We start from the raw sequence: 21,050 nt of genomic DNA on the forward strand, positions 1-21,050 counted from the left end.
GCAGGGTCGTGCAGGGTGGAACGCGGCGCGCGGCGGGCCCATTCCTCGCCGGCGCGCTACTCGCCCGGGCGGCCGAGGGCGCGGTAGGTCCAGCCGGCGGAGCGCCAGCGGTGGGGGTCGAGGGCGTTGCGGCCGTCGAGGATGCGGCGTTCGGCGACGACGGAGCCGAACTCCATCGGGTCGAGCTCGCGGAACTCCTGCCACTCCGTCAGGTGGAGCACGACGTGGGCGCCGGTCGCGGCCTCGTGCGCGCTCTGGGCGAAGGAGAGGCCGGGGAAGAGCTTGCGGGCGTTGTCGACGGCCTTGGGGTCGTAGACGGTGACCTGGCCGCCCTGGAGCTGGATCTGGGCCGCCACGTTGAGCGCGGGGGAGTCGCGGACGTCGTCGGAGTTGGGCTTGAAGGCCGCGCCGAGGACGGCGATGCGGCGGCCGAGGAAGCCGCCGCCGCACTGCTCGCGGGCCAGCTCGACCATCCGCGAGCGGCGGCGCATGTTGATCGAGTCGACCTCGCGCAGGAAGGTCAGCGCCTGGTCCGCGCCGAGCTCGCCGGCGCGCGCCATGAAGGCGCGGATGTCCTTGGGCAGGCAGCCGCCGCCGAAGCCGAGGCCGGCGCCGAGGAACTTGCCGCCGATCCGCTCGTCGTAGGCGAGGGCGGCAGAGAGCTGCACCACGTCCGCGCCGGAGGCCTCGCAGACCTCGGCCATCGCGTTGATGAAGGAGATCTTGGTGGCGAGGAAGGAGTTGGCCGCGGTCTTCACCAGCTCGGCGGTCGGGTAGTCGGTCACCAGGAACGGCACGCCCGCCGCGATCATCGGCGCGTACAGCTCGCGCAGCAAGCCCTCGGCGCGCCCTCCGCCGCGCACGCCGACGACGAGGCGGTCCGGGTGCAGGGTGTCCTGCACGGCGTAGCCCTCGCGCAGGAACTCCGGGTTCCAGGCCAGCTCGACGCTGCCCGCGATCGCCGCGGGGGTCCCGGCGGCGAGCCGCTCCGCGAGACGGGCGGCGCTGCCGACCGGGACCGTGGACTTGCCGACGACCAGCGCGTTCTCCCGCAGGTGCGGCGCGAGCAGGTCGAACGCGGACTCGACGTAGCTCATGTCGCAGGCGAACTCGCCCTTGCGCTGCGGTGTGTTGGCGCACACGAAGTGCACGTCGCCGAAGGCGCCGGCCTCGGCCCAGTCGGTGGTGAAGCGCAGCCGCCCGGAGGCGACGTGCTTCTCCAGCAACGGGTCGAGGCCCGGCTCGTACATCGGGGTCCGGCCCTGGGAGAGCGTCTCGATCTTCCCGGGGTCGATGTCCAGCCCGAGCACCTCGTACCCCAGCTCGGCCATGCAGGCCGCGTGGGTCGCACCCAGGTATCCGGTTCCGATGACGGTGATCCTCATGACGACGGAGCCTACCCGCTCCGCCTGGCCCCGCCCCGGCCGCTAGTGCGCGGCCATCTCGCGTTCGCGGGGGAGCTCCGGCGCCTCCACGTCGCCGCGGCGGCCCAGCTGGTTGAAGAACACGTTCAGGGCGACGGCCACCAGGCAGCCCGCGCTGATGCCGCTGTTCATCACCGTCTGCACCAGCGAGGGGAAGTGGGCGTAGAAGTTCGGCGCGGCGATCGGCAGGACGCCGAAGCCCAGCGCCACCGCGACGGTGAGCAGGTTGCCGCTCTCGTCGAGCCGCGCCGCGGTCAGGGTGCGGATGCCGCTGGCGGTGACCGTGCCGAACAGGGCCAGGCCCGCGCCGCCGAGGACCGGCTGCGGGACGACGCTGACGACCGCGCCCGCGACCGGGAAGAGGCCGAGCAGGATCAGCACGACGCCGCTGGTCGCGACCACGTACCGGCTGCGGACCTTGGTCAGCGCGATCAGCCCGATGTTCTGGGCGAAGGCGGTGGCGGCGAAGCCGTTGAGGCAGGCGGCGAGGACGGTGGCCGCGCCGTCGGCGCGCAGGCCGCCCTCGATGGTGCGCTCGTCGGCGGGGCGGTCCACGATCTCGCCCAGCGCCAGCAGGTCGGCGGTGCTCTCGGTCATCGAGACCAGCATCACGATCAGCATCGAGATGATCGCGCCGAGCTGGAAGGTCGGGGCGCCGAAGTGGAACGGCGAGGGCATGGAGAAGACCGGCACCTTGCCGAGCGCGCCGAAGTCGGTCTTGCCGAACGGGATCGCCACCAGGGTGCCGACCACCAGGCCCAGCAGGATGCTGATGCTGCCGAGGAAGCCGCGCAGGAAGCGGTTGAGCACCAGCACGACGGCCAGCGTCACGCCGGCCAGGGTGATGTTGGCGACGGAGCCGTAGTCCGCGGCGGCCGGGTTGCCGCCCTGGGACCAGCCGGCGGCGACGGGGAAGAGCGAGAGGCCGATCAGGGTGATGACCGTGCCGCTGACGACCGGTGGGAAGAAGCGGTTGAACCGGGAGAACCAGGGCGCCGCGAGGAAGGCCGCGGCTCCGGCGATGAGCAGGGCACCATAGATCGCGGGCAGGGCCTGCCCGGGATGGGACTGTTTGACGATGGCCAGCATCGGGGCGACGCCGGCGAAGCTGATGCCGTTGACGAACGGCAGCCGGGAGCCGATTCGCCACAGGCCGAGCGTCTGGAGCAGGGTGGCCAGACCCGAGGTGAGCAGGGCGGCGCCGATCAGCAGGGTCAGCTCGCCGCTGCTGAGACCGACCGCGGTGCCGATGATCAGCGGCGGGGCGACGACTCCGGCGTACATGGCGGCGATGTGCTGGAGGCCGTAGGCGAGCAGTTTGGGCGGGGGTAGCAGTTCGTCGACGGGGTGGGGCGCGGGAGAGGCGGGCACTCGGGACCTCCAGGGGGTGGAGCTGGGGCGAGCCGTTCTTCTCTCGAAATTCCGCGATGTGGTATCCGCATTCCGATTGAAGGAAAACGTAGGTCCACCCAAGAGCACCGTCAACAGATTGTTGAGCTATTTGGAGGAATCTCCAGTCGGCTCAGCCGAAGAGAGGGGGCGTGCGTGGTCAGGACAGCGTCAGCACGGCGTTGCCGCGGACGCGGCGTTCGCGCAGGGCGGTGAGTGCCTCGGCGGTCTCGGTCCAGTCGCGGACCAGGCCGAGCTCCGGGTGCAGTCGGTCCTGGGCGACGAGACGGACCAGGGTGGCCAGGTCGGTGCCGTAGGACGTGGCGTCCTCCGCGTAGCTGAAGTGGCGGATCGTGGCGCCGACGGGCCCGTACAGCAGGTCGAAGAAGCTGACGGTGGCCGGCTCCCGGCTGGCCTGGCCGAACCAGACCAGCTGCCCCTGCGGGGCGAGCCGGGCCAGCGCCGCGGCGAGGTTCGGGCCGCCGGTGGACTCCAGCACCACGTCGAACGGTCCGGCCGCGTCCTCGACCCGCCCGACGACGGTCGCGCCGAACTCCGCCAGCCGCGCGCCGCGTTCCGCGGAGCGGCTGACCACGGTGAGCTCCGCCCCGGCGGCGACCGCGAGCTCGGTGAAGTAGTGCCCGACCCCGCCGGACGCCCCGGTCAGCAGCACCCGCCGCCCGGCGACCGGGCCCGCCGCGCGCAGCAGCCGCAGCGCCGTCAGGCCGGCCAGCGGCAGCGCCGCCGCCTGCACCGTCGCCACCTCGTCCGGCAGCTCGGCCAGCGACGAGGTCGGCACCGCGACGTACTCGGCCCAGCCGGCCGCCGGCGGGTGGGCGACCACCCGCCGCCCGATGCCCGGCCCGCTGCCGTCCGCCGCCGGTTGGACGACCAGCCCGGCCACGTCCTTGCCCGGACGCCAGCCGGCCGGCGGGCTCTCCAGCAGGAAGGTCTCGCCGCGGTTGACCGAGTAGGCGTCGACCTTCACCAGCGCCTCGTCGGCCCGCAGCTCCGGCTGCGGCACCTCCTCGAGCTCGACCGGACGGTCCGTCCGACCCGTCGCCGTGAACGCCTTCATCGTCCTCAACTCCCTTGCTGGTGCTGACCTTCCGACGAGGAACAGCCAACCCGTCGCAGCTCGGGAGGGTCCAACAACCAAAACCGGGATGTGACAGCGGGCGGTTGTCGCCCAGGATGGCCGGGTGGATGATCTCGACCTCGCGCAGGTGCGCGCCTTCGTGGCCGTGGCCGAGCAGTTGCACTTCCGCCGGGCGGCGGAGGCGCTGTCGCTGACGCAGCAGGGGCTCTCCAAGCGCGTCGCCCGGCTGGAGGAGGGGCTTGGCGTCCGGCTCTTCGAGCGGGACCGGAGCGGCGTCGAACTGACGAACGCCGGAGCGCGGTTCCTCGACCCGGCCCGCGCCGCGCTCGCCGCGGGGGCGGCCGCGGCCGCCGCCGTGCGCGAGCAGGCCCGTCCGCTGCGGCTGGACGTCTGGGGCCACCTCTTCGAGCCGCTGCGCACCGTGCGGGAGGCCCTCGCCGCGGCGGAGGGCGCGGGCGGCGTCGAGGTCGGCCCCGGCCGGGACCTGCCGGGCGTCGCGGCGGCGCTGCTGCGGGGCGAGATCGGCGCCGGATTCGGGCGGTTCCACCCCGGGCACACCACCGACCGGCCCGACGGCGCGCCCGAACACGCCCTCGCCCACCGCCTCGTCCGGCTCGAACCCGTCGACGCCGTGCTGCGCGCCGACCACCCGCTGGCGCGTGCCGGACAGGTGCGGCCCGACCAACTGGCGTCGCTGCGTCTGGTGCTGCCCGCGGCGGCCGGACGGCTGGACTTCCTGGCCCGGTTCGCGGAGCAGTTCGGTGTCCCGCTGCTGGAGGGCGGCGCCAACCTCGGCCTCGACCACCTGTTGGACCGCGTCCGGACCACCGGGGACGGCTTCGTGCTGCTGCCCTCCGAGCTGCCGCTCGACCCGGGCCCGGAGCTGACGGTGCTGCCGGTGGTCGACCCGACGCCGCTCTACGCCTGGTCGCTGGTCTGGCACCGGGACCGGCCGGACCCTGGCGTCCCCGCGCTGCTGCGCGCCTTCGCCGAGACCGGCGGCCCGCGCCGCTGGCTCGAGTACCGTCCCGGCCGCGACTGGCTCCCGGAGGCGGACCGGGTCCAGACGGAGCGCTGAGGCGGCCGGAACGCGGACGGTTCGGAACGCCGACTCACACGCGGTGCCGGGCCGAGTGCACCACCCGCCGGTACTCCCACAGGTTCAGCGCCACCAGCAGCAGCGCCAGCACCACCAGCGCGGACAGCGCGGAGTGCGCGGCGCACAGCGGCAGCGCCGCGAGCGTGGCGGCCGCCGCGGCCAGCCGGGTCCACGCCATCTGGCGGAACATCCGCCAGCGGGTGTAGCCGAACGCGCCCAGGAACAGCGCGGAGCCCCCGAAGAGCAGCGCCAGCGAGCCCGTGGGCAGCCGGTCGGACGGGTGCGTCGCGGCGGCCGTGACCCCGGCCGCGAAGGCGATGACGCCGCTGACGAAGGCCAGATGCCCGTAGGAGAGCACCTGGCGGACGATGTCGGCCGGCAGGCGGGCGGTGGTCATCGCGTGCCGCATCGCGTCCGCGGCGTAGTTGAAGTAGACCCACCACAGCCCGCAGGCGGCGATGAAGGCGACGGCGACGGCCAGCACCTCGTCCCCGTGCAGGGTGCGCCCGGCGGCCACCGGGGCGCCGATGGAGACGATCGCCTCGCCCAGCGCGATCAGCAGGAACAGCGCGAAGCGCTCCGGCAGGTGGGTGGGGTGGAACCGGATGGAGATCAGCCGGCGCCGCGCCAGCTTCGGGGTGAGCAGGTCGAGCGCCGCCGCCAGCGCCCACAGCACCGTCCGGGCGCCCCCGTGGACGAACCCGCCGGCCAGCAGCAGCGGACCGGTGACCAGTGCACCGACCCCCATCGGTCCCATCACCACCCCGCGCCCGTACAGCACCTGACCGAGCAGCAGCCACCGCGTGGCCAGGTATGCCGCGCCGAACAGCAGCCCGCGCGAGCCGTACGCCTGCGGCAGTGCGAGCGCGAGGAAGAGCCCGCACAGGGCGATGGCGAACAGCCCGATCCGCCGCAGCGGCCGGTCGATGTCACGGGTGTTGGCCAGCACGGTGCTGCCGACCCAGCACCAGTAGACGGGGGTCAGCACGATCAGCGCCCGGCCGGCCCCCGCCCAGGTGTGGTCCGTGTGCAGCAGTCCCGAGATCTGGGTGATGCACAGCACCCAGACCAGGTCGAAGAAGGCCTCCGCGTAGCTGACCCGCTTGTCCGGGAACTCCTCGGCGGGCTCCCCGTCCCGGCCGGCCCCCTCGGCGTCCTCGACGCCCGTCGGCTCCACCCCGTCGCTCATGCGGTCAGCCTAGGATCAGGGCGCGCGTCAGTGGGTCGCGCCGCCGAGGTTGAGGGCGATCACGCCGACGATGATCAGCGCGATCCCGAGGACCTTCCACAGGTTCACGCCCTCGCCGAGGAAGGCGAACCCGATCGCCGCGACGACCGCCGTGCCGACGCCCGACCAGATCGCGTAGGCGGAGCTCACCGGGATCTGCTTCAGCGCCTGGCTCAGCAACGCGAACGAGGCCACGTAGCCCAGCACCACGATGAGGCTGGGCAGCAGCCGGGTGAAGCCGTGCGTGTACTTGAGCGAGACGGTGGCGCAGATCTCGGACGAGATCGCGAGGGCGAGGTAGAGCGCGGGCATGGCGATCACGCTACCGGGGTCAGGCCGCTTCGGAATCGAGCAGTCCCTGCAGCAGGGAGAGATCGACGTCGAGCAGGCTGCGCACCACCGCGCGCCCCGGAGCAGGCAGGATCGGCGTCAGCGACGGCACCGCGACGACGGCGACGCCCGCGGCCTCGGCGGAGGCGACGCCGGTGGGGGTGTCCTCCACCGCGACGCAGAGGTCGGGGGAGGCGCCGAGCGCGGCCACCGCCGCGAGGTACGGGTCCGGGGCGGGCTTGGTCCTCGGGGTCTCCCCGGCGGCGAAGGAGGTCACGAAGCGACGCCGGCCCAGTGCGTCCAGCACCAGGTCCACGACGTGCCGCGGCGAGGCCGAGACCAGCGCGGTGGCGACGCCCGCTGCGGCGAGCCTGTCCAGCAGCTCCAACGCCCCCGGCAGCGGCACGACCTGATGGGCCACCAGCTCGACGAACCGCGCGTCCAGCGCGGTCGCGATCGCCGCCTCGGAGCGGATGCCGTTGCAGCGCCGGTACAGGTGGCCCGCGGTGTGCTCCACGGCCTGCCCCAGCACGTCCGGCACGTCCTCGTCACCCAGCGTCAGTCCCAGTCTCGCCGCCTCCTCCTCGGCCGTCTGCCACCACAGACCTTCGGTGTCGACGAGGGTGCCGTCCATGTCAAAGAGAACGGCCTGGAGGTTGGAGCGGGTTGACACGAAGAGGACCTTTCGATGAAGAGGGACTTGCACTCCGCCAGGGGCGCGCAGTTCCCCGCGCCCCTGAGGAGGGTGCGACTTAGCGCCGGGTGTCGACGAGGACGGGGCGGTCCGGGAGGGAGAGGGTGACGGCGGTGCCCGCCGGGAGGGCGGCGGCGTCGTGGGTGGAGAGGTCCGCCTTGACCGAGGTGCCGTCGGGCAGCTGGATGGCAAGGCGGGTGCTGGAGCCGAGGAAGGTCGTGCCGGTGACGATCGCGCCCTGGCCGCCGCCCGCGGTGACGCGGACGTTCTCCGGGCGGGTGAGCACCTGCACCTCGCCGCGCAGCTCGGTCGCGCCGTCCACCGGCAGGCGCTGGCCGAGGAGTTCGACGGTCTTGCCGTCCTCCGCGAGCACGCCGTCGATCCGGTTCATGGTGCCGACGAACTCCGCGACGAACGCGGTGGTCGGACGCGCGTACAGCTCGGCGGGGGTGTCGCACTGCTCCAGGCGGCCCGCGTGCATGACCGCGACGCGGTCCGCCATGGAGAGGGCCTCCTCCTGGTCGTGCGTCACGAACAGGGTGGTGATGCCCAGGTCCTGCTGGAGGCGACGGATCTCCTCGCGCAGGTTCTCGCGGACCTTGGCGTCCAGCGCCGACAGCGGCTCGTCCAGCAGCAGCACACGCGGCCGCAGGGCGAGGGCGCGCGCCAGCGCGATGCGCTGCTGCTGGCCGCCGGAGAGCTGGTGCGGGTAGCGGTCGCCGTGGGTCGGCAGACCGACCAGCTCCAGCAGCTCGTCGGCACGACGGTGGCGCTCGGCCTTGCCCGTCTTGCGCATCTTCAGGCCGAAGGCGACGTTGTCGCGGGCGTTCAGGTGCGGGAAGAGGCTGTAGGACTGGAACACCATGCCCGCGTCACGGCGATGCGCGGGAATGCGGGTGACGTCCTCGCCGTCGACCAGGACCTGGCCGGAGTCGGGCATCTCGAAGCCGGCCAGCATCCGCAGTGCCGTGGTCTTGCCGCAGCCGGAGGGGCCGAGCAGGGCCACCAGCTCGCCGGGGTTGACGGTCAGGTCGAGGCCGTCCAGCGCGGTGGTCGCGCCGAAGGTCCGGCGCAGGCCGACGAACTGCACGGTCGCGCCCGAGGCCTTGTCAGTGACGGGTGCTGTGCTGGTCGCAGCCGCCGAGGAGTCCGTCGGCCCCGCAGGGGAGGGCACGGCGGCGACGGTCGTCGCGGGCGCGGGGTCGGTGGTCATGGACACTCCTGGGGCTCCTCGGAGGTGGTGCTTCGACAAGATTCGGTGCGCGGTCGGTGCGCGGTTCAGTGCGTGGACTGCGCGCGGTTGCGGCGCTCGCTGCCGATGGAGAGGACGAGCAGCAGCACCCAGGTCAGCAGCAGGCTGACGATGGAGACGGCGACGGTCACCGGCCCCTGGCCGGCGCTGTTGCCGTTGACGATCCAGACGGCGAAGGGCACGTAACCGAGGATCGAGGCCACCGTGAACTCGCCCAGCACCAGCGCCAGGGTGATGAACGCGGTGTTCAGCATCGCCGAGCGCAGGTTCGGCAGGATGACGCTGACGATGGCGCGGGTGCGGCCGGCGCCGTTGTTCTGCGCGGCCTCCAGCAGGGTGCGCACGTCCAGGGCGCGCATGCCGGCGTCCAGCGTGCGGTAGGCCAGCGGCAGGGCCATCACCACGTAGGCCAGCAGCAGCACGACGGGGAAGTTCGCGTTCTGCGCGTAGAGGAAGGTCGCGTAGAACGGCGTCGGTGCCAGGTTGTCGTTGCACCAGCGCAGCACGTCCGAGATGCCGGCGGTCAGCGCGATGGTGGGCACCACCAGCGGCAGGGTGCAGGTCAGCTCGACCACGGTGCGCAGCTTCTGGCTGCCCAGGCGGACCGCGACGACGGCCGGGATGAGCAGCAGGTAGACCAGCACGATGGTGCCGGCGGCCAGCAGCAGCGACAGCTGCAGCGCGGGCCACAGGCCGGGCACGGTGAAGATCTGGCGGTACGCGTCGAGGCTGAAGCCCTGGGGCGAGTTGTCGACGGTGAACCAGAGCGTCGTGGCGATCGGCACCAGGAAGTAGAGCCCGGCCACGAGCAGGACGGTGCCGCGGCCCCAGCGGATCCGGGCGAGCCCGGCCAGCACGCCGCCGGCGGGGCCCGTCGGGCGGGGACCCTTCGCGGCGCTCGGGGCGGGGCGGCCCTCGGTGGTCAGGGCGGAGGCGGTCACACCAGCCATCGGGCGCTCCGGCGTTGCAGGGGGATGTAGATGACCATCACCAGCGTGGCGATCACCACCATGTCGAGGCTCATCGCCAGGGCGACGTTGGTGGCGTCCGCGGAGACGTTGCCGCTGAGCGCCGTGGCGATCTGCAGCGTGATCAGCGGGACGGTCGCGCCGACCATGGCGGCGGCGGTCGCGTACGCGGCGAAGGCGCTGCCGAAGAGCAGCACGAAGCCGCCGAGCAGCGAGGGGGCCAGCACGGGCAGGGCCACGTGGCGCCAGTACTGCCACCCGGTCGCGCCGTTGTTCTGGGCCGCCTCGCGCCACTGGCGGCGCAGGCCGTCCAGCGAGGGGATGATGCTCAGCACCATCAGCGGGATCAGGAAGTACAGGTAGACCAGCGTCAGGCCGTTGAAGGAGTAGAGACTCCAGCCGTGCTGGTCCAGGTGCAGGCGCGAGGTCAGCATTCCGGCATTGCCGAGTGTGGCGATGAACGCGAAGGCCAACGGCACGCCACCGAAGTTGGCGAGCACGCCGGAGGCGCTCAGCACGGCCTTGCGCAGGAAGGCGAACCGGGAGGTCACCACGGCCTGCGCCAGCAGCAGCCCGGCCACCACGGCGATCAGCGCGGACAGCGCGGACAGCTTGACGCTGCCGATCAGCGCGTCGAGGTAGCCGCCCTGCAGCGAGGCGGTCAGGTTGCCCATCGTGTAGGCGCTGGGCTTGCCGGGGTTGTACGTGGTGAACGCACCGTAGGCCATGGCCAGGGCGGGAACCCCGAAGGCCACGGCGACGAAGAGCAGCAGCGGGACGACGGCGAGCCGGCCCGCCGCCGCCCCCTTGGGGCGGCGGCGAGCAGGCGTCGCGCTCAGCGGAGCGGTACTCACCCGGCGATGGCCTTCGACCAGCCGGCGGCGACGGCGGCCTTGGCCTTGGTGATCTGGTCCTGGCTCGGGACCGGGGCGGAGCCGGTGACCGCGGCCAGCTTGGAGGCCAGCGAGGTGTCCAGGGTGCCGGCCGACTTCATCGAGTCCATCAGGATCGGGCGGGCGTAGCCGGCGAGGAAGCCGTTCTGGCCGTCGGCGGAGTAGAGGAACTCCTCCCACAGGCGGGCGGCGGCCGGGTGCGGCGCCCACTTGTTGATGGCCTGGTTGTAGTAGCCGGCGTACTGGCCGTCCGTCGGGACGTTGACCTGCCAGTTGATGCCCTTGGACTTGAACTCGTCGGCGTACTGCGAGTTCAGGTAGTCCCAGTCGATCGTGATCGGGGTCTCGCCCGACTCGACGGTGGACTGCTTGGCCTGGACCGGGTTGAAGTTGCCGGCCTTCTTCAGCTTGCCGAAGAAGTCGATGCCCGGCTGGACGTTGTCCAGCGAGCCTCCGTTGGCCAGCGCGGCCGCGTAGACGCCGGAGAAGGCGGCGTTGGCCTGCGTCGGGTCGCCGTTGAGGGCGACCTGGCCCTTGTACTCCGGCTTGAGCAGGTCGGCGAAGGTCTTCGGGCACTCCTTGACCTTGCCGGCGTTGCAGCCGATGGAGATGTAGCCGCCGTAGTCGTTGTACCAGGTGCCGTCGGTGGCGGCGTGGCCCGAGGGGATCTCGGCGAAGTTGGCGACCTTGTAGGACGCGAAGAGGCCCTGCTGCTGGCCCTGGACGGCGAAGGCGCCACCCACGTCGACCGCGTCGGGCGCGCGGTCCTGGTTCTTGCGGGTCGTGATCGCGTTGATCTCGTCCTGCGAGGAGCCCTCGGGGTTCTCGTCGTTGATCTTGATGCCGTACTTGGCCGTGAAGGCGTCCATGAGCTTGCCGTAGCCGGCCCAGTCGCGGGGGAGGGTGATCAGGTTGAGCTGGCCCTCCTTCTTGGCGGCCGCGACGAGCGCGTCCATCCCGCCGAGGTCCTGGGCGGAGGTGGCCGAGGCGGCCTTGGCCGAGTCGGAGGAACCGCCGGAGCCGGCGTTGACAGAGGCGGCAGAGCCACAGGCGCTCAATGCGAGGGCGGAAGCGACCAGTACGCCGGTCAGCGCGGCGGCCCGAGCGGGGGTGGAGGTCACGATGGTCTCCTGAGGAGGCGTCAGAGCAGTCGGATCGGAATCACTTGTCCGAACAAGTCGATGACAGTACGCCCGAGAAGGGTGTCCTTTTGGTTAACGGGGGGTCAATACCCGCGTGCTATTCCGCGTCGGAATCCCCCTTTGCGGTCCGACGTTTCGTCGACCGTGCACGTAACGGTACGATCACGCCGGTGCTGCCAGGGTGAACGACCGAGCGGCGACGATCGGACAGGGAGTGCGCACAGTGGCCGCACGGCACGAGGAGATCGCGGAGGAGCTGCGGCGGGCCATCGACCGCGGCGAGTACCCGGTGGGCGGAACGCTGCCGACCGAGACCGAGCTGTCGGCCCGCTACGAGGTCTCCCGTGGCACGGTCCGCCAGGCCGTGGCCGCGCTGACCGCGGAGGGCCGGATCGGCTCGCGCCAGGGCGCGCGTCGCGTCGTCCTCGGTAACCGGCGCAGCCAGAGCTTTGCCGAGCTGCGCAGTTTCGCCCAGTGGGCGCGGGCCATGGGCCGCACCGCGACCGGCCGGGTGCTGGATCAGCATCGCCGCCCGGCCACCGCGGAGGACGCCGAGAAGCTGCAGATCCAGCCGGGGGACGAGGTCCTGCAGGTGCTGCGCGTGCGCGGTCTGGACGGCGAGCCGGTGCTGCTGGAGCGCAACGTCTACGCCGCCTGGATGGCCGACTCGGTGGAGCGGCTCCCCGCCGACTGCACCTCCGTGGTGCAGGCGCTCTTCGAGGACATCGGCATGATCTTCGCCTACGGCGAGCACGTCATCGACGCGGTCGCGGCCGGCGCCGAGGACGCGCGCCTGCTGGAGGTCCGCCGCGGCAGCCCGCTGCTGCGCATCCGCCGGGTGACCACGACCCCGGCCGGCCGTCCCATCGAGTGGTCCGACGACCGTTACGTCTCCGGCACGGTGAGCTTCACCGTGGCCAACTCCATCGGCTCCAACCCGCTGGCGCGCCAGGCCGGTCCGGCCTGAGACCCGCTCGGGCGGGGCCGCCGGCCGTGGGTCGTCGATTCTGTAACTACTAGTATGTACACTGCTGCGTATGAGCACCGACACCGCCCGTCGACTCGTCGACTCCATGCGCGAACTGCTGTGGGAGCGCGGCTACACCGGCACCAGCCCCAAGGCCGTGCTGCAGCGCGCCGGGGCCGGGCAGGGCAGCATGTACCACCACTTCTCCGGCAAGGCCGACCTCGCGCAGTCCGCCGTCACCGCCACCGCGGCGGAGCTGCGCGCCACGGTGGACGCCCAGCTCTCCGCTCCGGGCTCGGCCCGCGACCGGATCACCGGCTACCTGTGCCGCGAGCGCGAGGTGCTGCGCGGCTGCCCGATCGGCGGCCTCACCCAGGACGCCGAGCTGATGGCCGATCCGGCGCTGCGCGCGCCGGTCGCCGAGACGCTGGCCTGGCTGCGCGGGCGGCTCGCCGAGGTGCTCGCGGAGGGCGTCGCCGCGGGCGAGTGGCGGTCGTCGCTGGATCCGGACACCACCGCGACGACGCTCGTCGCCACGCTGCAGGGCGGCTACGTCCTCGCCCGCGCCGCGGGCTCGCCGGAGCCGTTCGACCAGGCCGTCGCCGGCGCGCTCGGTCTGCTTGCCGCATTCCAGGTCTGACAAGGGGATTTCATGTTCGCGATGCAGTACCCGATCACCCTGCCCTCCGACTACGACATGGAGATCCTGCGCAAGCGCGTCCAGGCCGCGTCCTCGATGCTGGACGACCGCGCCGGGCTCGGCTTCAAGGCGTACCTGCTGCGCGAACGCGGTGTGGCGGGCTCGTCGGTCAACGAGTACGCGCCGTTCTACGTGTGGCGTGATCCCGCGGCCGCGGCGGACTTCCTGCTGCGCGGCGGGGGCTTCCAGAACATCATCCGCAGCTTCGGGCGCGTCCCGGTCCGGACCTGGCTCGGCGCGTCCGTCCTCGCGGGCCCGGCCCGCGGCGAGCGTGCCGCCGTCGCGACGCGCAGGACGGCGCTGCTGCCCGCGGACGAGTCCCAGGACGGCACGGGGCTCCAGGAACTGATGGCCCGTGAGACCGAGGCGCTGCGCGCGCACGCGGCCCACCCGGACGTCCACACCGCCGTGCTCGCGGTCGATCCGCAGAGCTGGCAGTCGGTCCGTCTCACCCTCTGGCGCGAGGGCGCCGAGCCCGTCGACGCGGCGGAGACGGACCGCTACGCGGTGCCTCACGTGTCCGCGCCGGAGTTGGAGCTGCTGGGAGTGTGACGCAGGCCGCGCTGGGGCAGGTATCGCGGCGAGAGTTGCTTAGGCTAACCTAACTCGCCGCAAGCCTTCCCGTCCTAGAGAGGCCACCCGCCGACATGTCGTCCTCCGAGATCGCGCTGCTGGGCGCCATCGCCGGGTTCACCATCTACCTGGGCCTGCCGATCGGTCGCCTGCGCGCGCCCCTCCCGCGGACGCGGGTCCTGCTGAACGCGGTCGCGATCGGCATCCTGGTCTTCCTGCTCTGGGACGTGCTGACGCACGCCTGGGAGCCGATCGACAACGCGCTCTCGGACCACCACTACGGCCCTGCGGTCGGCAACGGCCTGTTCTTCTTCGCCTGCTTCGGCCTCGGCCTGCTGGGCCTGGTCTACTTCGACCGCCTGATGGCCCGGAAGGCCGCCGCCGCGGGCGACGCGGGTGCGACCGGTGGGCGGTCGCGGTTCGACACGCTCGCGCTGATGATCGCGATCGGGATCGGCCTGCACAACTTCGCCGAGGGCCTGGCCATCGGCAACAGCGCGGCCGCCGGCCAGCTCCAGCTGGCCGTGCTGCTGATCATCGGCTTCGGCCTGCACAACGCCACCGAGGGCTTCGGCATCGTCGCGCCGCTGGCCGCCGAGGGCACCCGGCCGTCCTGGGGACGCCTGGGGCTGCTCGGACTGATCGGCGGCGGCCCGACCTTCCTCGGCACCCTGGTCGGCCAGTCGGTCACCAACGACACGCTGTCGATCGGCTTCCTGACCCTGGCCGCCGGCTCGATCCTCTACGTGGTGATCGAGCTGCTCTCGGTGGCCCGCAAGTCCGGCATGAAGGAGCTCGTCACCTGGGGCATCTTCGCGGGCGTGGTGGCCGGCTTCGTGACCGACGCGATCGTGACCGCGGCCGGGGCCTGAGCCCGGCCGCGGTACGCGGTCGCGGCGCGGTGCCTCAGTTCGAGAACGACGGCACGGGCGTGTCGTTCTTGAACGCGTCGAAGACCTGCTGGGCCTCGGACATGTTCCACTTCACCGCGTCGCCGTCCGACGGCGTCATGTAGTTGGCGTCGGCGATCGGCACGGTGATGGTCTTGCCGTTGCCGCTCTTGAGGCCCTTCATCGCGAAGAACATCGAGCCCAGGTCGGTCAGTCCGGTGTTGTTGTCGACCTGCAGCATCGACAGCCCGCTGTTCATCGTCGGGTAGAGCGTGAACGGGTTGAGGAAGGTGCCGGGCGAGGTCGCCTTGTGCGCGAGGGCGTTCAGGAACTGCTGCTGGTGCTGCATGCGGGCGAGGTCCTGGGTGGCCTCCTGGTGCCGCTCGCGGACGAAGGCGAGCGCCTGGGTGCCGTTCAGGGTCTGGCAGCCGGCCTTGAGGTTCGCGCCGGACGCCTTGTCGACGATCGCGTGGTCGATGCACATGTCCACGCCGCCCAGGTCGTCCACCACGTTGACGAAGCCGGAGAAGCCGATCTCGGCGTAGTGGTCGATGTGGATGCCGGTGTTGTACTCGATCGTCTTGACCAGCAGCGGGCCGTCGCCGTCGGCGAAGGCCGCGTTGATCTTGTGCCGGGACTGGCCGTGCTGGACGCCGTGGCTGTCCGTCCAGGCCGGGATGGTGACGTAGGAGTCGCGGGGGATGCTCATCAGCGTGTCCCCGTTGGCGCCGATGTGCAGCACCATCATCGAGTCGGTGCGTGCGCCGGTGTCGTAACCCGTGTGCAGGCGCTGCTGGTCCGAGGTGGACAGGCCCTGGCGGCTGTCGGAGCCGAGGATCAGCCAGTTGGTGCCCTTGCCCGCCGGCGGGCGCCCGGCGTAGTCGGCGAGGACGTCGCTCTTGTTCAGCTTGGTGCTGGCCCAGGCGTAGGTGCCGCCGCCGACCGCGAGCACGGTGAGGACGAGCACCGTCGCCGTCACGCGGATCTTGCGGCCGCGCGACCACCGGCGCCGTCCGTCGACGTCGGGCAGCCCGCCGCCGGGCGGGCCCACGCGGTTTCCGGACGGCCTGGGTGCGCCCACGGCGGTCCCCGAGGGCGATGGGGTGCGCCGGCGACCGGGCGCGGCGTTGCGCGGGTTCAGCTCGGGCGGCAGCGTCGGCTCGTTCCCCGGCCACTGGGACATGTCACTCATGCCACCCGAGCATGCACGCTCGCCCGGTCGTTCGGTAGGACAAAACAGTGCATAAGGGGAACCTGTAGCAAACCTGATGCGAACCGTCCATAGGATCCACACGTCTGTTCCCGGCCCGTTTTAACCGGCCGGGCGACCCGCTGTACGGTGGCGGGACTATGGTCGCCACGCCTCTCCCCGCCGTCTCCGTGATCATGCCGGTCCTCAACGAGGAGCGGCATCTGCGCACCGCCGTCGAGCGCATCCTGGAACAGGAGTACGACGGCGCGATCGAGGTCGTCATCGCCCTGGGCCCGTCCGCGGACCGCACCGACGAGATCGCCGCCGAGCTCGTCGCGGAGACCGCCGGCACCGCGCGCGAGGTGCACACCGTCCCGAACCCGACCGGCCGCACGCCCGCCGCGCTCAACGCGGCGATCAAGGGCTCGCGCTTCCCCGTCGTGGTCCGCGTCGACGGCCACGGCCTGCTGACCCCCGGCTACATCGCCACCGCCGTCCGGCTGCTCGACGAGCACGGCGCCGCCAACGTCGGCGGCATCATGGCCGCCGAGGGCGAGACGGAGTGGGAGAAGGCCGTCGCGGCCGCGATGACCTCCCGGATCGGCGTCGGCAACGCCGCCTTCCACACCGGCGGCGAGGCCGCCCCCGCCGACACCGTCTACCTCGGCGTCTTCCGCCGTGAGGTGCTGGAGCAGCAGGGCGGCTACAACGAGGAGTTCGTCCGTGCCCAGGACTGGGAGCTGAACTACCGCATCCGCGAGGCCGGCGGCCTGATCTGGTTCACCCCGGAGCTCGAGGTCACCTACCGCCCGCGCCCCAACGTGCGCGCGCTGGCCAAGCAGTACAAGGACTACGGCCGCTGGCGCCGGGTGGTCACCCGCTACCACCGCGGCTCGGTCAACCTGCGCTACCTCGCCCCGCCGGCGGCGCTGGTCGGCTGCGCGGCCGGCCTGGTCGCGGGCGTCGCGCTCACGCCCGTCGCCCTGGTGGTCCCCGGCGGCTACGCGGCGGCGATCCTGCTCGGCTCGCTCAAGGAGGGCAAGGGCCTGTCGCCCGCCGCCCGCGCGCAGCTGCCCGTGGCGCTCGCCACCATGCACATGTCCTGGGGCTGGGGCTTCCTGACCAGCCCGCGCTCCCTGGCCCGCAGGGTCATCGCGAGCACGGCGCCCCGACCGGAGTGACCCGGCCGGGACGTCGTGGGCCCCGGATGGTCTCCTACGGCGTCGAGTAGGGCTGGTAGCCGGGCGGCTGCGGCACGTTCGGCGGCGTCGTGCCCTTCCACACATAGGGCGCGTAGACGTCCATGCACTGGTTGCTGTCGGTCCCGGCGTTCTGCGTGACGGCCGTCGTCGGCATGGCCCCCTGCTGGGGCAGGGTGGTGCGGTAGTCGTAGCCGCTCGGCCACTCGCTGCCGACGCGCAGCACCAGCTGCGTCACCGACGGGTCCTCCTTGAGCACGCTCGGCGTCAGGTCCAGCGCGGCGGCGACGGCCTCGGCCTGCGCCTTGTCCGCGGCCGGGTAGCTGAGCTGGGTGGCGCCGCTGACGGTGCTGGTGTCCCGGACGGCGCTGGTGAAGCCGGCCGCGACCAGATGGTCCGTCATCTGCTTGCCCCGGCCGTCGACGCTGGCGTTCTGGACGGAGATCCGCACCCTGGCCTTGTCGACCGGCGCGCTGGTGGCGGGCGGGGCCGAGGGGGAGGGGGTGCTGCTCGGCGTCGCCGACGTGCCGCCCGAGCCGCCCTTGTCGAGCGGGATGTCGTTGGCGATCATCGAGAAGACCTTGTCGCTGTCGGTGTTCAGCGTCGGCACCCAGTTGTTCGGGTCGCTCTGCCCCGGCTCGGTCATGTGGTCGAACGGGATGGTCACCGTGGTGACCCGGCTCGCCGGGACCTTGTTGAAGTCCAGCGCCAGCGAGCTCATCGCCTCGATGCTCTTCAGGCTCGGGTCCACGGTGAGCGCCGAGGTCGCCGCCTGGGCCAGGCCGTTGAGCTTGCCCGGGTCCAGCAGCGTGTTGGCCGACTTCATCTTGCGGATCATCGAGTTCAGGTACAGGTGCTGCGCGTGGGTGCGCCCGATGTCGGTGCCGTCCTCGAAGGCGTGCCGGGTGCGCAGCCACTCCAGCGCCTGGACGCCGTAGATGGTGTGGAAGCCCTGCGGCAGCACGAGGTGGGAGCCCTCCTCGTGCACCCCGTCCGAGGCGGTGTAGACGTGGTAGTCCGCCACGTTCTGCTTGGTGCACACCTGCACGCCGCCGATGGCGTCGGCCATCTTCACCACACCGCCGAAGTCCAGCATGACGAAGTGGTCGATCTGGATGTGCGTCAGGCTCTCCCAGGTGTCCACCACGCAACTGGGCCCGTAGGCCAGTGTGTCGGTGATGTTCTGGTGGCTGAGCTGCTTGCCCTGGCAGGCGTAGGGCTTGACCCAGGTGTCACGCGGCATGCTGGTGATCGAGGCGTTGGTGCGGTCGGCGGATATGTGGATCAGCATCTCCACGTCCGCGTGCGGCGGCCCGCCGACGGAGGTCTGCGAACCGCCGAGGCTCAGGTCGTCCGAGGTGTCGCGCGAGTCCGAGCCGATCACCAGCACGTTGATCGGGGTGCCGCCGCCGGAGGCGGGCTTCTCGGCCACGGTGGACGGGGCTGGACCGCCGCCCGAGTGCAGCGGCTCCGAGTGGATGTTGCTGTCCAGCACCTTGACGTAGATGTAGAGGCCCGCCGCGGACAGCAGCACCGTGGACGAGAGCGCGATGGCCGTCCACTTGAGGAGGCGTCGCTTGCGCCCCGGCCTCCTGCGGTGGCCGCCGCCCGTCGCGGCCTCCGGCTGACGGTCCGTCATGGTGTCGCCGCCGCCCCCGCGGCTGCGGGCGACACTGGCGTCGAAGCCGCGGTCGAAATCGTCGCTCATATTCGTCGCCCCCCGACGGTCAGAATGCCGGCGGCGTTCCACTTCGGAATTCGTCGGCTGCGGGGCGCCTTTTTGTGGCCACCCGACCCGGCTTTGCCCGATATGGGCACGGCCGCGCGGCGGTCCTCCTGGTTCACGGGATGTTCCCCCCTCGGGAATGTCCGATCCGTGGCCCTGCCCCCGCGCTCCACGTCCGGATGACTTCGGTCATTCAGTTGGTTCCTGTGCGTCCTGTCACGCACCGTGCCCGAGGAATTCCGCTCGGTCTTCGGCGCGGAAAGCTCCTCGGGCAGCACGGACGCAACCGTTCGGTGAACGGTTCCCGACGCCGGGTCAGCAGTGGGAGAAAGGCTTCCCGATCCCGTGGAAGTCGGCGCCCAGCGTCAGCACCATCGGATCGCGGGCGCCGCTCGCGGTGCCCTCGCCGTGCAGCGCGGAGGCGGGCAGACCGAGCGCGGCGACCAGGGTGCGGGCCTGGTCGGCGTGGTCGGGCGCGTACACGAGCGTGGTGTCCGGCTGGTTGTGGGCGGCCGGGCCGCCGTTGCTGGTGCGCAGGTACTTCTCGGTGTTCTGCATCCAGCTCAGCACCGTCTCCGCCTGCCCGAAGGTACCGCTCCCGTTCAGCACCGTCACCCGCACGTCGAGCGGCTTCGCCTTCGCCCCGGAGGAGGGGAAGGCGCTGTCCGGGGCCTCGGGGCCGCAGCTCGGCGAGGCCGACGCGGACACGGCCGTGGACGCCGAGGGCGAGGCCGCGTCCTGGGCCCGGGCACTGGTGGCGCCGCCGCCGTGGAACAGCACGAAGCCGCCGACGCCCATCAGCGCGAGGAAGGCCACCGCGGCCGCCAGCCACGCGCCGCTGCTCGCCCCGCCGCGTCCGCGCGCCCGGCCTTTGGCCCGCGCGCGGGACCCCGTGGACGCTCCGGCGCCGGGCGCACCCGCCCGTCGCCTGCTGCCGCCCTTGCCGCGCGTGCCCACCTGTCGCTCCGTTCCCCGCCGGCGGCCGGCCGACCGCCGGCCCGACCCGCGGCGCCAGCGTAACCGGCGCGGCCTACGGAGCGGCGCAGACCTCCTGCGCCGCCGTCCGTCCGGAGTACCTGGGCGCCGGGCTCGCCACCGTGGATCCCGCCGTGGATCCCAACGCGGGCCCCAGCGCGGCGGCCGCGTTGGCGTTCACCGGGCCGGGTGACGGCGGCGCGGTGGGAGCGGCGGCGACCGTCACCGGCACGTCGTCGCGCAGCTGACGGAACAGCTCGTCCGCCTCCGGCTGCTTGAGCTGGTCCCGGTTGCGGTCGTGGGCGTACGGCTCCCGGGGTGCGGTCAGGAAGGTCACCCGGCCCGCCGGCAGGTTCGACAGGCTCGACGTCAGGTCGTACAGCTTGCTGAGCGAGTCGAGGCCCGGATCGACCGTCAGCGCCGAGGTCGCCGCGTCCAGCAGCGGGTAGAGCCGGGTCGGGTTGAGCAGCACCCCGGAGCTGTCGACCTTGCGGACCAGCGAGGAGAGGAAGTCCTGCTGACGCCCCATCCGCTGGGTGTCACTGCCGTCGCCGAGCGCGTAGCGCGCCCGCACGAACCCGAGCGCCTGCTCGCCGTCGAGGGTCTGCCGCCCCGCGGGCAGGTCCAGTTCGGCGTCCTTGTCCACGACCGGCTGCGCCAGACAGACCTCCACCCCGCCGACCGCGTCGACCATCTTCTTGAACCCGGTGAAGTCCGCCACCACGAAGTGGTCGATCCGGATGTCGGTGAGCCGCTCGACGGTGCGGATGGTGCAGGCCGTGCCGCCCTTCTCGAAGGCCGAGTCGAAGATGCCGGTGTACGCCGGGTCGACCGTGCCGTTCGGCAGGGTGCAGGCGGGCACGTCCACCACCGCGTCGCGCGGCAGGCTGACCGCGACGGCGCGCCTCCGGTCGCCGGCGATGTGCAGCAGGATCGTGGTGTCCGATCGCGCGCCGACGGCCGCGCCGTACACGGCGTTCGCGCCCGCGCGCGAGTCGGAGCCGATGATCAGGATGTTCTGGGCGCTGTTGACCTGCGTCGGCCGGGAGGAGCCGGGCCCGAGCAGACGGTCGGTCAGGGTGTCGGCGTGGATGTTGCCGTTCAGTTTGGTGTAGCCGAGCCAGACCGTGCCGACGGCCAGGAGCAGCATCGTCCCCAGGCCGAGCGAGAGCCAGAACGCCAGCCGACGCCGCCTGCCGTCGCCGCCACCCACGGGACCCCCTGCCGGTCTGCCGGTCGACCGCTCGCCGGAGCCGACGACGGAGGGCGGCCCGGTGCCGCCGTCCATCGATCATGTCCGGGGGCCGGTG

General features: G+C 72.2%; 20 protein-coding genes. 6 read left to right on the forward strand and 14 right to left on the reverse strand.

The features are described 5' to 3' along the window. Positions 1-56: 56 nt before the first annotated feature. From DN069_RS01210 to DN069_RS01220, 3 genes are all read right to left on the reverse strand, one after another. Positions 57-1,385: a UDP-glucose dehydrogenase family protein gene (locus DN069_RS01210; protein WP_111498794.1), complete on the reverse strand. Its 1,329-nt coding sequence runs from the start codon at positions 1,383-1,385 to the stop codon at positions 57-59. Positions 1,386-1,427: 42 nt separating this feature from the next. Next, the gene (locus tag DN069_RS01215; protein ID WP_243638816.1) at positions 1,428-2,795 is read right to left on the reverse strand and encodes a nucleobase:cation symporter-2 family protein; all 1,368 of its coding nucleotides are present in this window, start codon (positions 2,793-2,795) and stop codon (positions 1,428-1,430) included. A gap of 178 nt (positions 2,796-2,973) precedes the next feature. Further along, positions 2,974-3,891 carry a zinc-binding dehydrogenase gene (locus tag DN069_RS01220; RefSeq protein WP_111498795.1) on the reverse strand — a complete coding sequence of 306 codons (918 nt, stop codon included), beginning with the start codon at positions 3,889-3,891 and terminating at the stop codon, positions 2,974-2,976. A 124-nt stretch (positions 3,892-4,015) separates the two neighbouring features. On the opposite strand from DN069_RS01220, the gene DN069_RS01225 reads away from it, so the two are divergent. After that, positions 4,016-4,990 carry a LysR family transcriptional regulator gene (locus DN069_RS01225; RefSeq protein WP_111498796.1) on the forward strand — a complete coding sequence of 325 codons (975 nt, stop codon included), beginning with the start codon at positions 4,016-4,018 and terminating at the stop codon, positions 4,988-4,990. A gap of 34 nt (positions 4,991-5,024) precedes the next feature. Here the strand turns inward: DN069_RS01225 and DN069_RS01230 are convergent, their stop codons facing one another. From DN069_RS01230 to DN069_RS01260, 7 genes are all read right to left on the reverse strand, one after another. Beyond that, positions 5,025-6,200: a low temperature requirement protein A gene (locus DN069_RS01230; RefSeq protein WP_111498797.1), complete on the reverse strand. Its 1,176-nt coding sequence runs from the start codon at positions 6,198-6,200 to the stop codon at positions 5,025-5,027. A gap of 27 nt (positions 6,201-6,227) precedes the next feature. Then, positions 6,228-6,551, reverse strand: a complete 324-nt coding sequence (locus DN069_RS01235; RefSeq protein WP_111498842.1) for a DMT family transporter — start codon at positions 6,549-6,551, stop codon at positions 6,228-6,230. A 19-nt stretch (positions 6,552-6,570) separates the two neighbouring features. Next, positions 6,571-7,242 (reverse strand): HAD family hydrolase, encoded by a 672-nt coding sequence (locus DN069_RS01240; RefSeq protein ID WP_243638817.1) that lies wholly within the window; start codon positions 7,240-7,242, stop codon positions 6,571-6,573. A gap of 79 nt (positions 7,243-7,321) precedes the next feature. Then, a complete protein-coding gene (locus tag DN069_RS01245) occupies positions 7,322-8,476 on the reverse strand; it encodes an ABC transporter ATP-binding protein (RefSeq protein ID WP_111498799.1) in 1,155 nt (384 codons plus the stop codon). Positions 8,477-8,541: 65 nt separating this feature from the next. Next, complete coding sequence (locus tag DN069_RS01250) at positions 8,542-9,465, reverse strand: ABC transporter permease (protein ID WP_111498800.1); 924 nt, start codon at positions 9,463-9,465, stop codon at positions 8,542-8,544. Continuing rightward, positions 9,453-10,337, reverse strand: coding sequence for an ABC transporter permease (locus tag DN069_RS01255; protein ID WP_111498801.1), 885 nt, complete (start codon positions 10,335-10,337; stop codon positions 9,453-9,455). Before DN069_RS01255 ends, DN069_RS01250 begins: the two co-directional genes overlap by 13 nt. After that, positions 10,334-11,497, reverse strand: coding sequence for an ABC transporter substrate-binding protein (locus tag DN069_RS01260; protein WP_111498802.1), 1,164 nt, complete (start codon positions 11,495-11,497; stop codon positions 10,334-10,336). The genes DN069_RS01255 and DN069_RS01260 overlap by 4 nt, the downstream gene beginning before the upstream one ends. Before the next feature lie 244 nt (positions 11,498-11,741). On the opposite strand from DN069_RS01260, the gene DN069_RS01265 reads away from it, so the two are divergent. The 4 genes from DN069_RS01265 (at position 11,742) to DN069_RS01280 (ending at position 14,630) form a co-directional block, all read left to right on the forward strand. After that, a complete protein-coding gene (locus tag DN069_RS01265; protein ID WP_111498803.1) occupies positions 11,742-12,485 on the forward strand; it encodes a GntR family transcriptional regulator in 744 nt (247 codons plus the stop codon). 70 nt (positions 12,486-12,555) lie between these two features. Then, complete coding sequence (locus DN069_RS01270; RefSeq protein ID WP_111498804.1) at positions 12,556-13,125, forward strand: TetR/AcrR family transcriptional regulator; 570 nt, start codon at positions 12,556-12,558, stop codon at positions 13,123-13,125. A 12-nt stretch (positions 13,126-13,137) separates the two neighbouring features. Continuing rightward, complete coding sequence (locus DN069_RS01275; protein WP_111498805.1) at positions 13,138-13,737, forward strand: DUF4865 family protein; 600 nt, start codon at positions 13,138-13,140, stop codon at positions 13,735-13,737. Between the two features lie 95 nt (positions 13,738-13,832). Beyond that, positions 13,833-14,630, forward strand: coding sequence for a ZIP family metal transporter (locus DN069_RS01280; RefSeq protein ID WP_111498806.1), 798 nt, complete (start codon positions 13,833-13,835; stop codon positions 14,628-14,630). Positions 14,631-14,664: 34 nt separating this feature from the next. On the opposite strand, the gene DN069_RS01285 is transcribed toward DN069_RS01280, so the two are convergent. After that, positions 14,665-15,840 (reverse strand): LCP family protein, encoded by a 1,176-nt coding sequence (locus tag DN069_RS01285; RefSeq protein ID WP_111498807.1) that lies wholly within the window; start codon positions 15,838-15,840, stop codon positions 14,665-14,667. A 158-nt stretch (positions 15,841-15,998) separates the two neighbouring features. Here DN069_RS01285 and DN069_RS01290 point away from each other — a divergent pair, with 158 nt between their 5' ends. After that, positions 15,999-17,021: a glycosyltransferase family 2 protein gene (locus DN069_RS01290; RefSeq protein ID WP_111498808.1), complete on the forward strand. Its 1,023-nt coding sequence runs from the start codon at positions 15,999-16,001 to the stop codon at positions 17,019-17,021. 34 nt (positions 17,022-17,055) lie between these two features. Here DN069_RS01290 and DN069_RS01295 read toward each other — a convergent pair whose 3' ends face one another. The 3 genes from DN069_RS01295 to DN069_RS01305 all read right to left on the reverse strand — a co-directional run bounded on the left by DN069_RS01295 (position 17,056) and on the right by DN069_RS01305 (position 21,028). Next, the gene (locus tag DN069_RS01295) at positions 17,056-18,747 is read right to left on the reverse strand and encodes an LCP family protein (RefSeq protein ID WP_111498809.1); all 1,692 of its coding nucleotides are present in this window, start codon (positions 18,745-18,747) and stop codon (positions 17,056-17,058) included. Positions 18,748-19,080: 333 nt separating this feature from the next. Continuing rightward, entirely contained in the window at positions 19,081-19,722 is a 642-nt protein-coding gene (locus tag DN069_RS01300) for a LytR C-terminal domain-containing protein (protein ID WP_243638818.1), read from the reverse strand. A gap of 73 nt (positions 19,723-19,795) precedes the next feature. Next, positions 19,796-21,028, reverse strand: a complete 1,233-nt coding sequence (locus tag DN069_RS01305) for an LCP family protein (RefSeq protein WP_111498810.1) — start codon at positions 21,026-21,028, stop codon at positions 19,796-19,798. Between the last annotated feature and the right edge of the window lie 22 nt (positions 21,029-21,050).

It is taken from the genome of Streptacidiphilus pinicola (genome assembly GCF_003258295.1).
Taxonomy (GTDB): domain Bacteria; phylum Actinomycetota; class Actinomycetes; order Streptomycetales; family Streptomycetaceae; genus Streptacidiphilus; species Streptacidiphilus pinicola.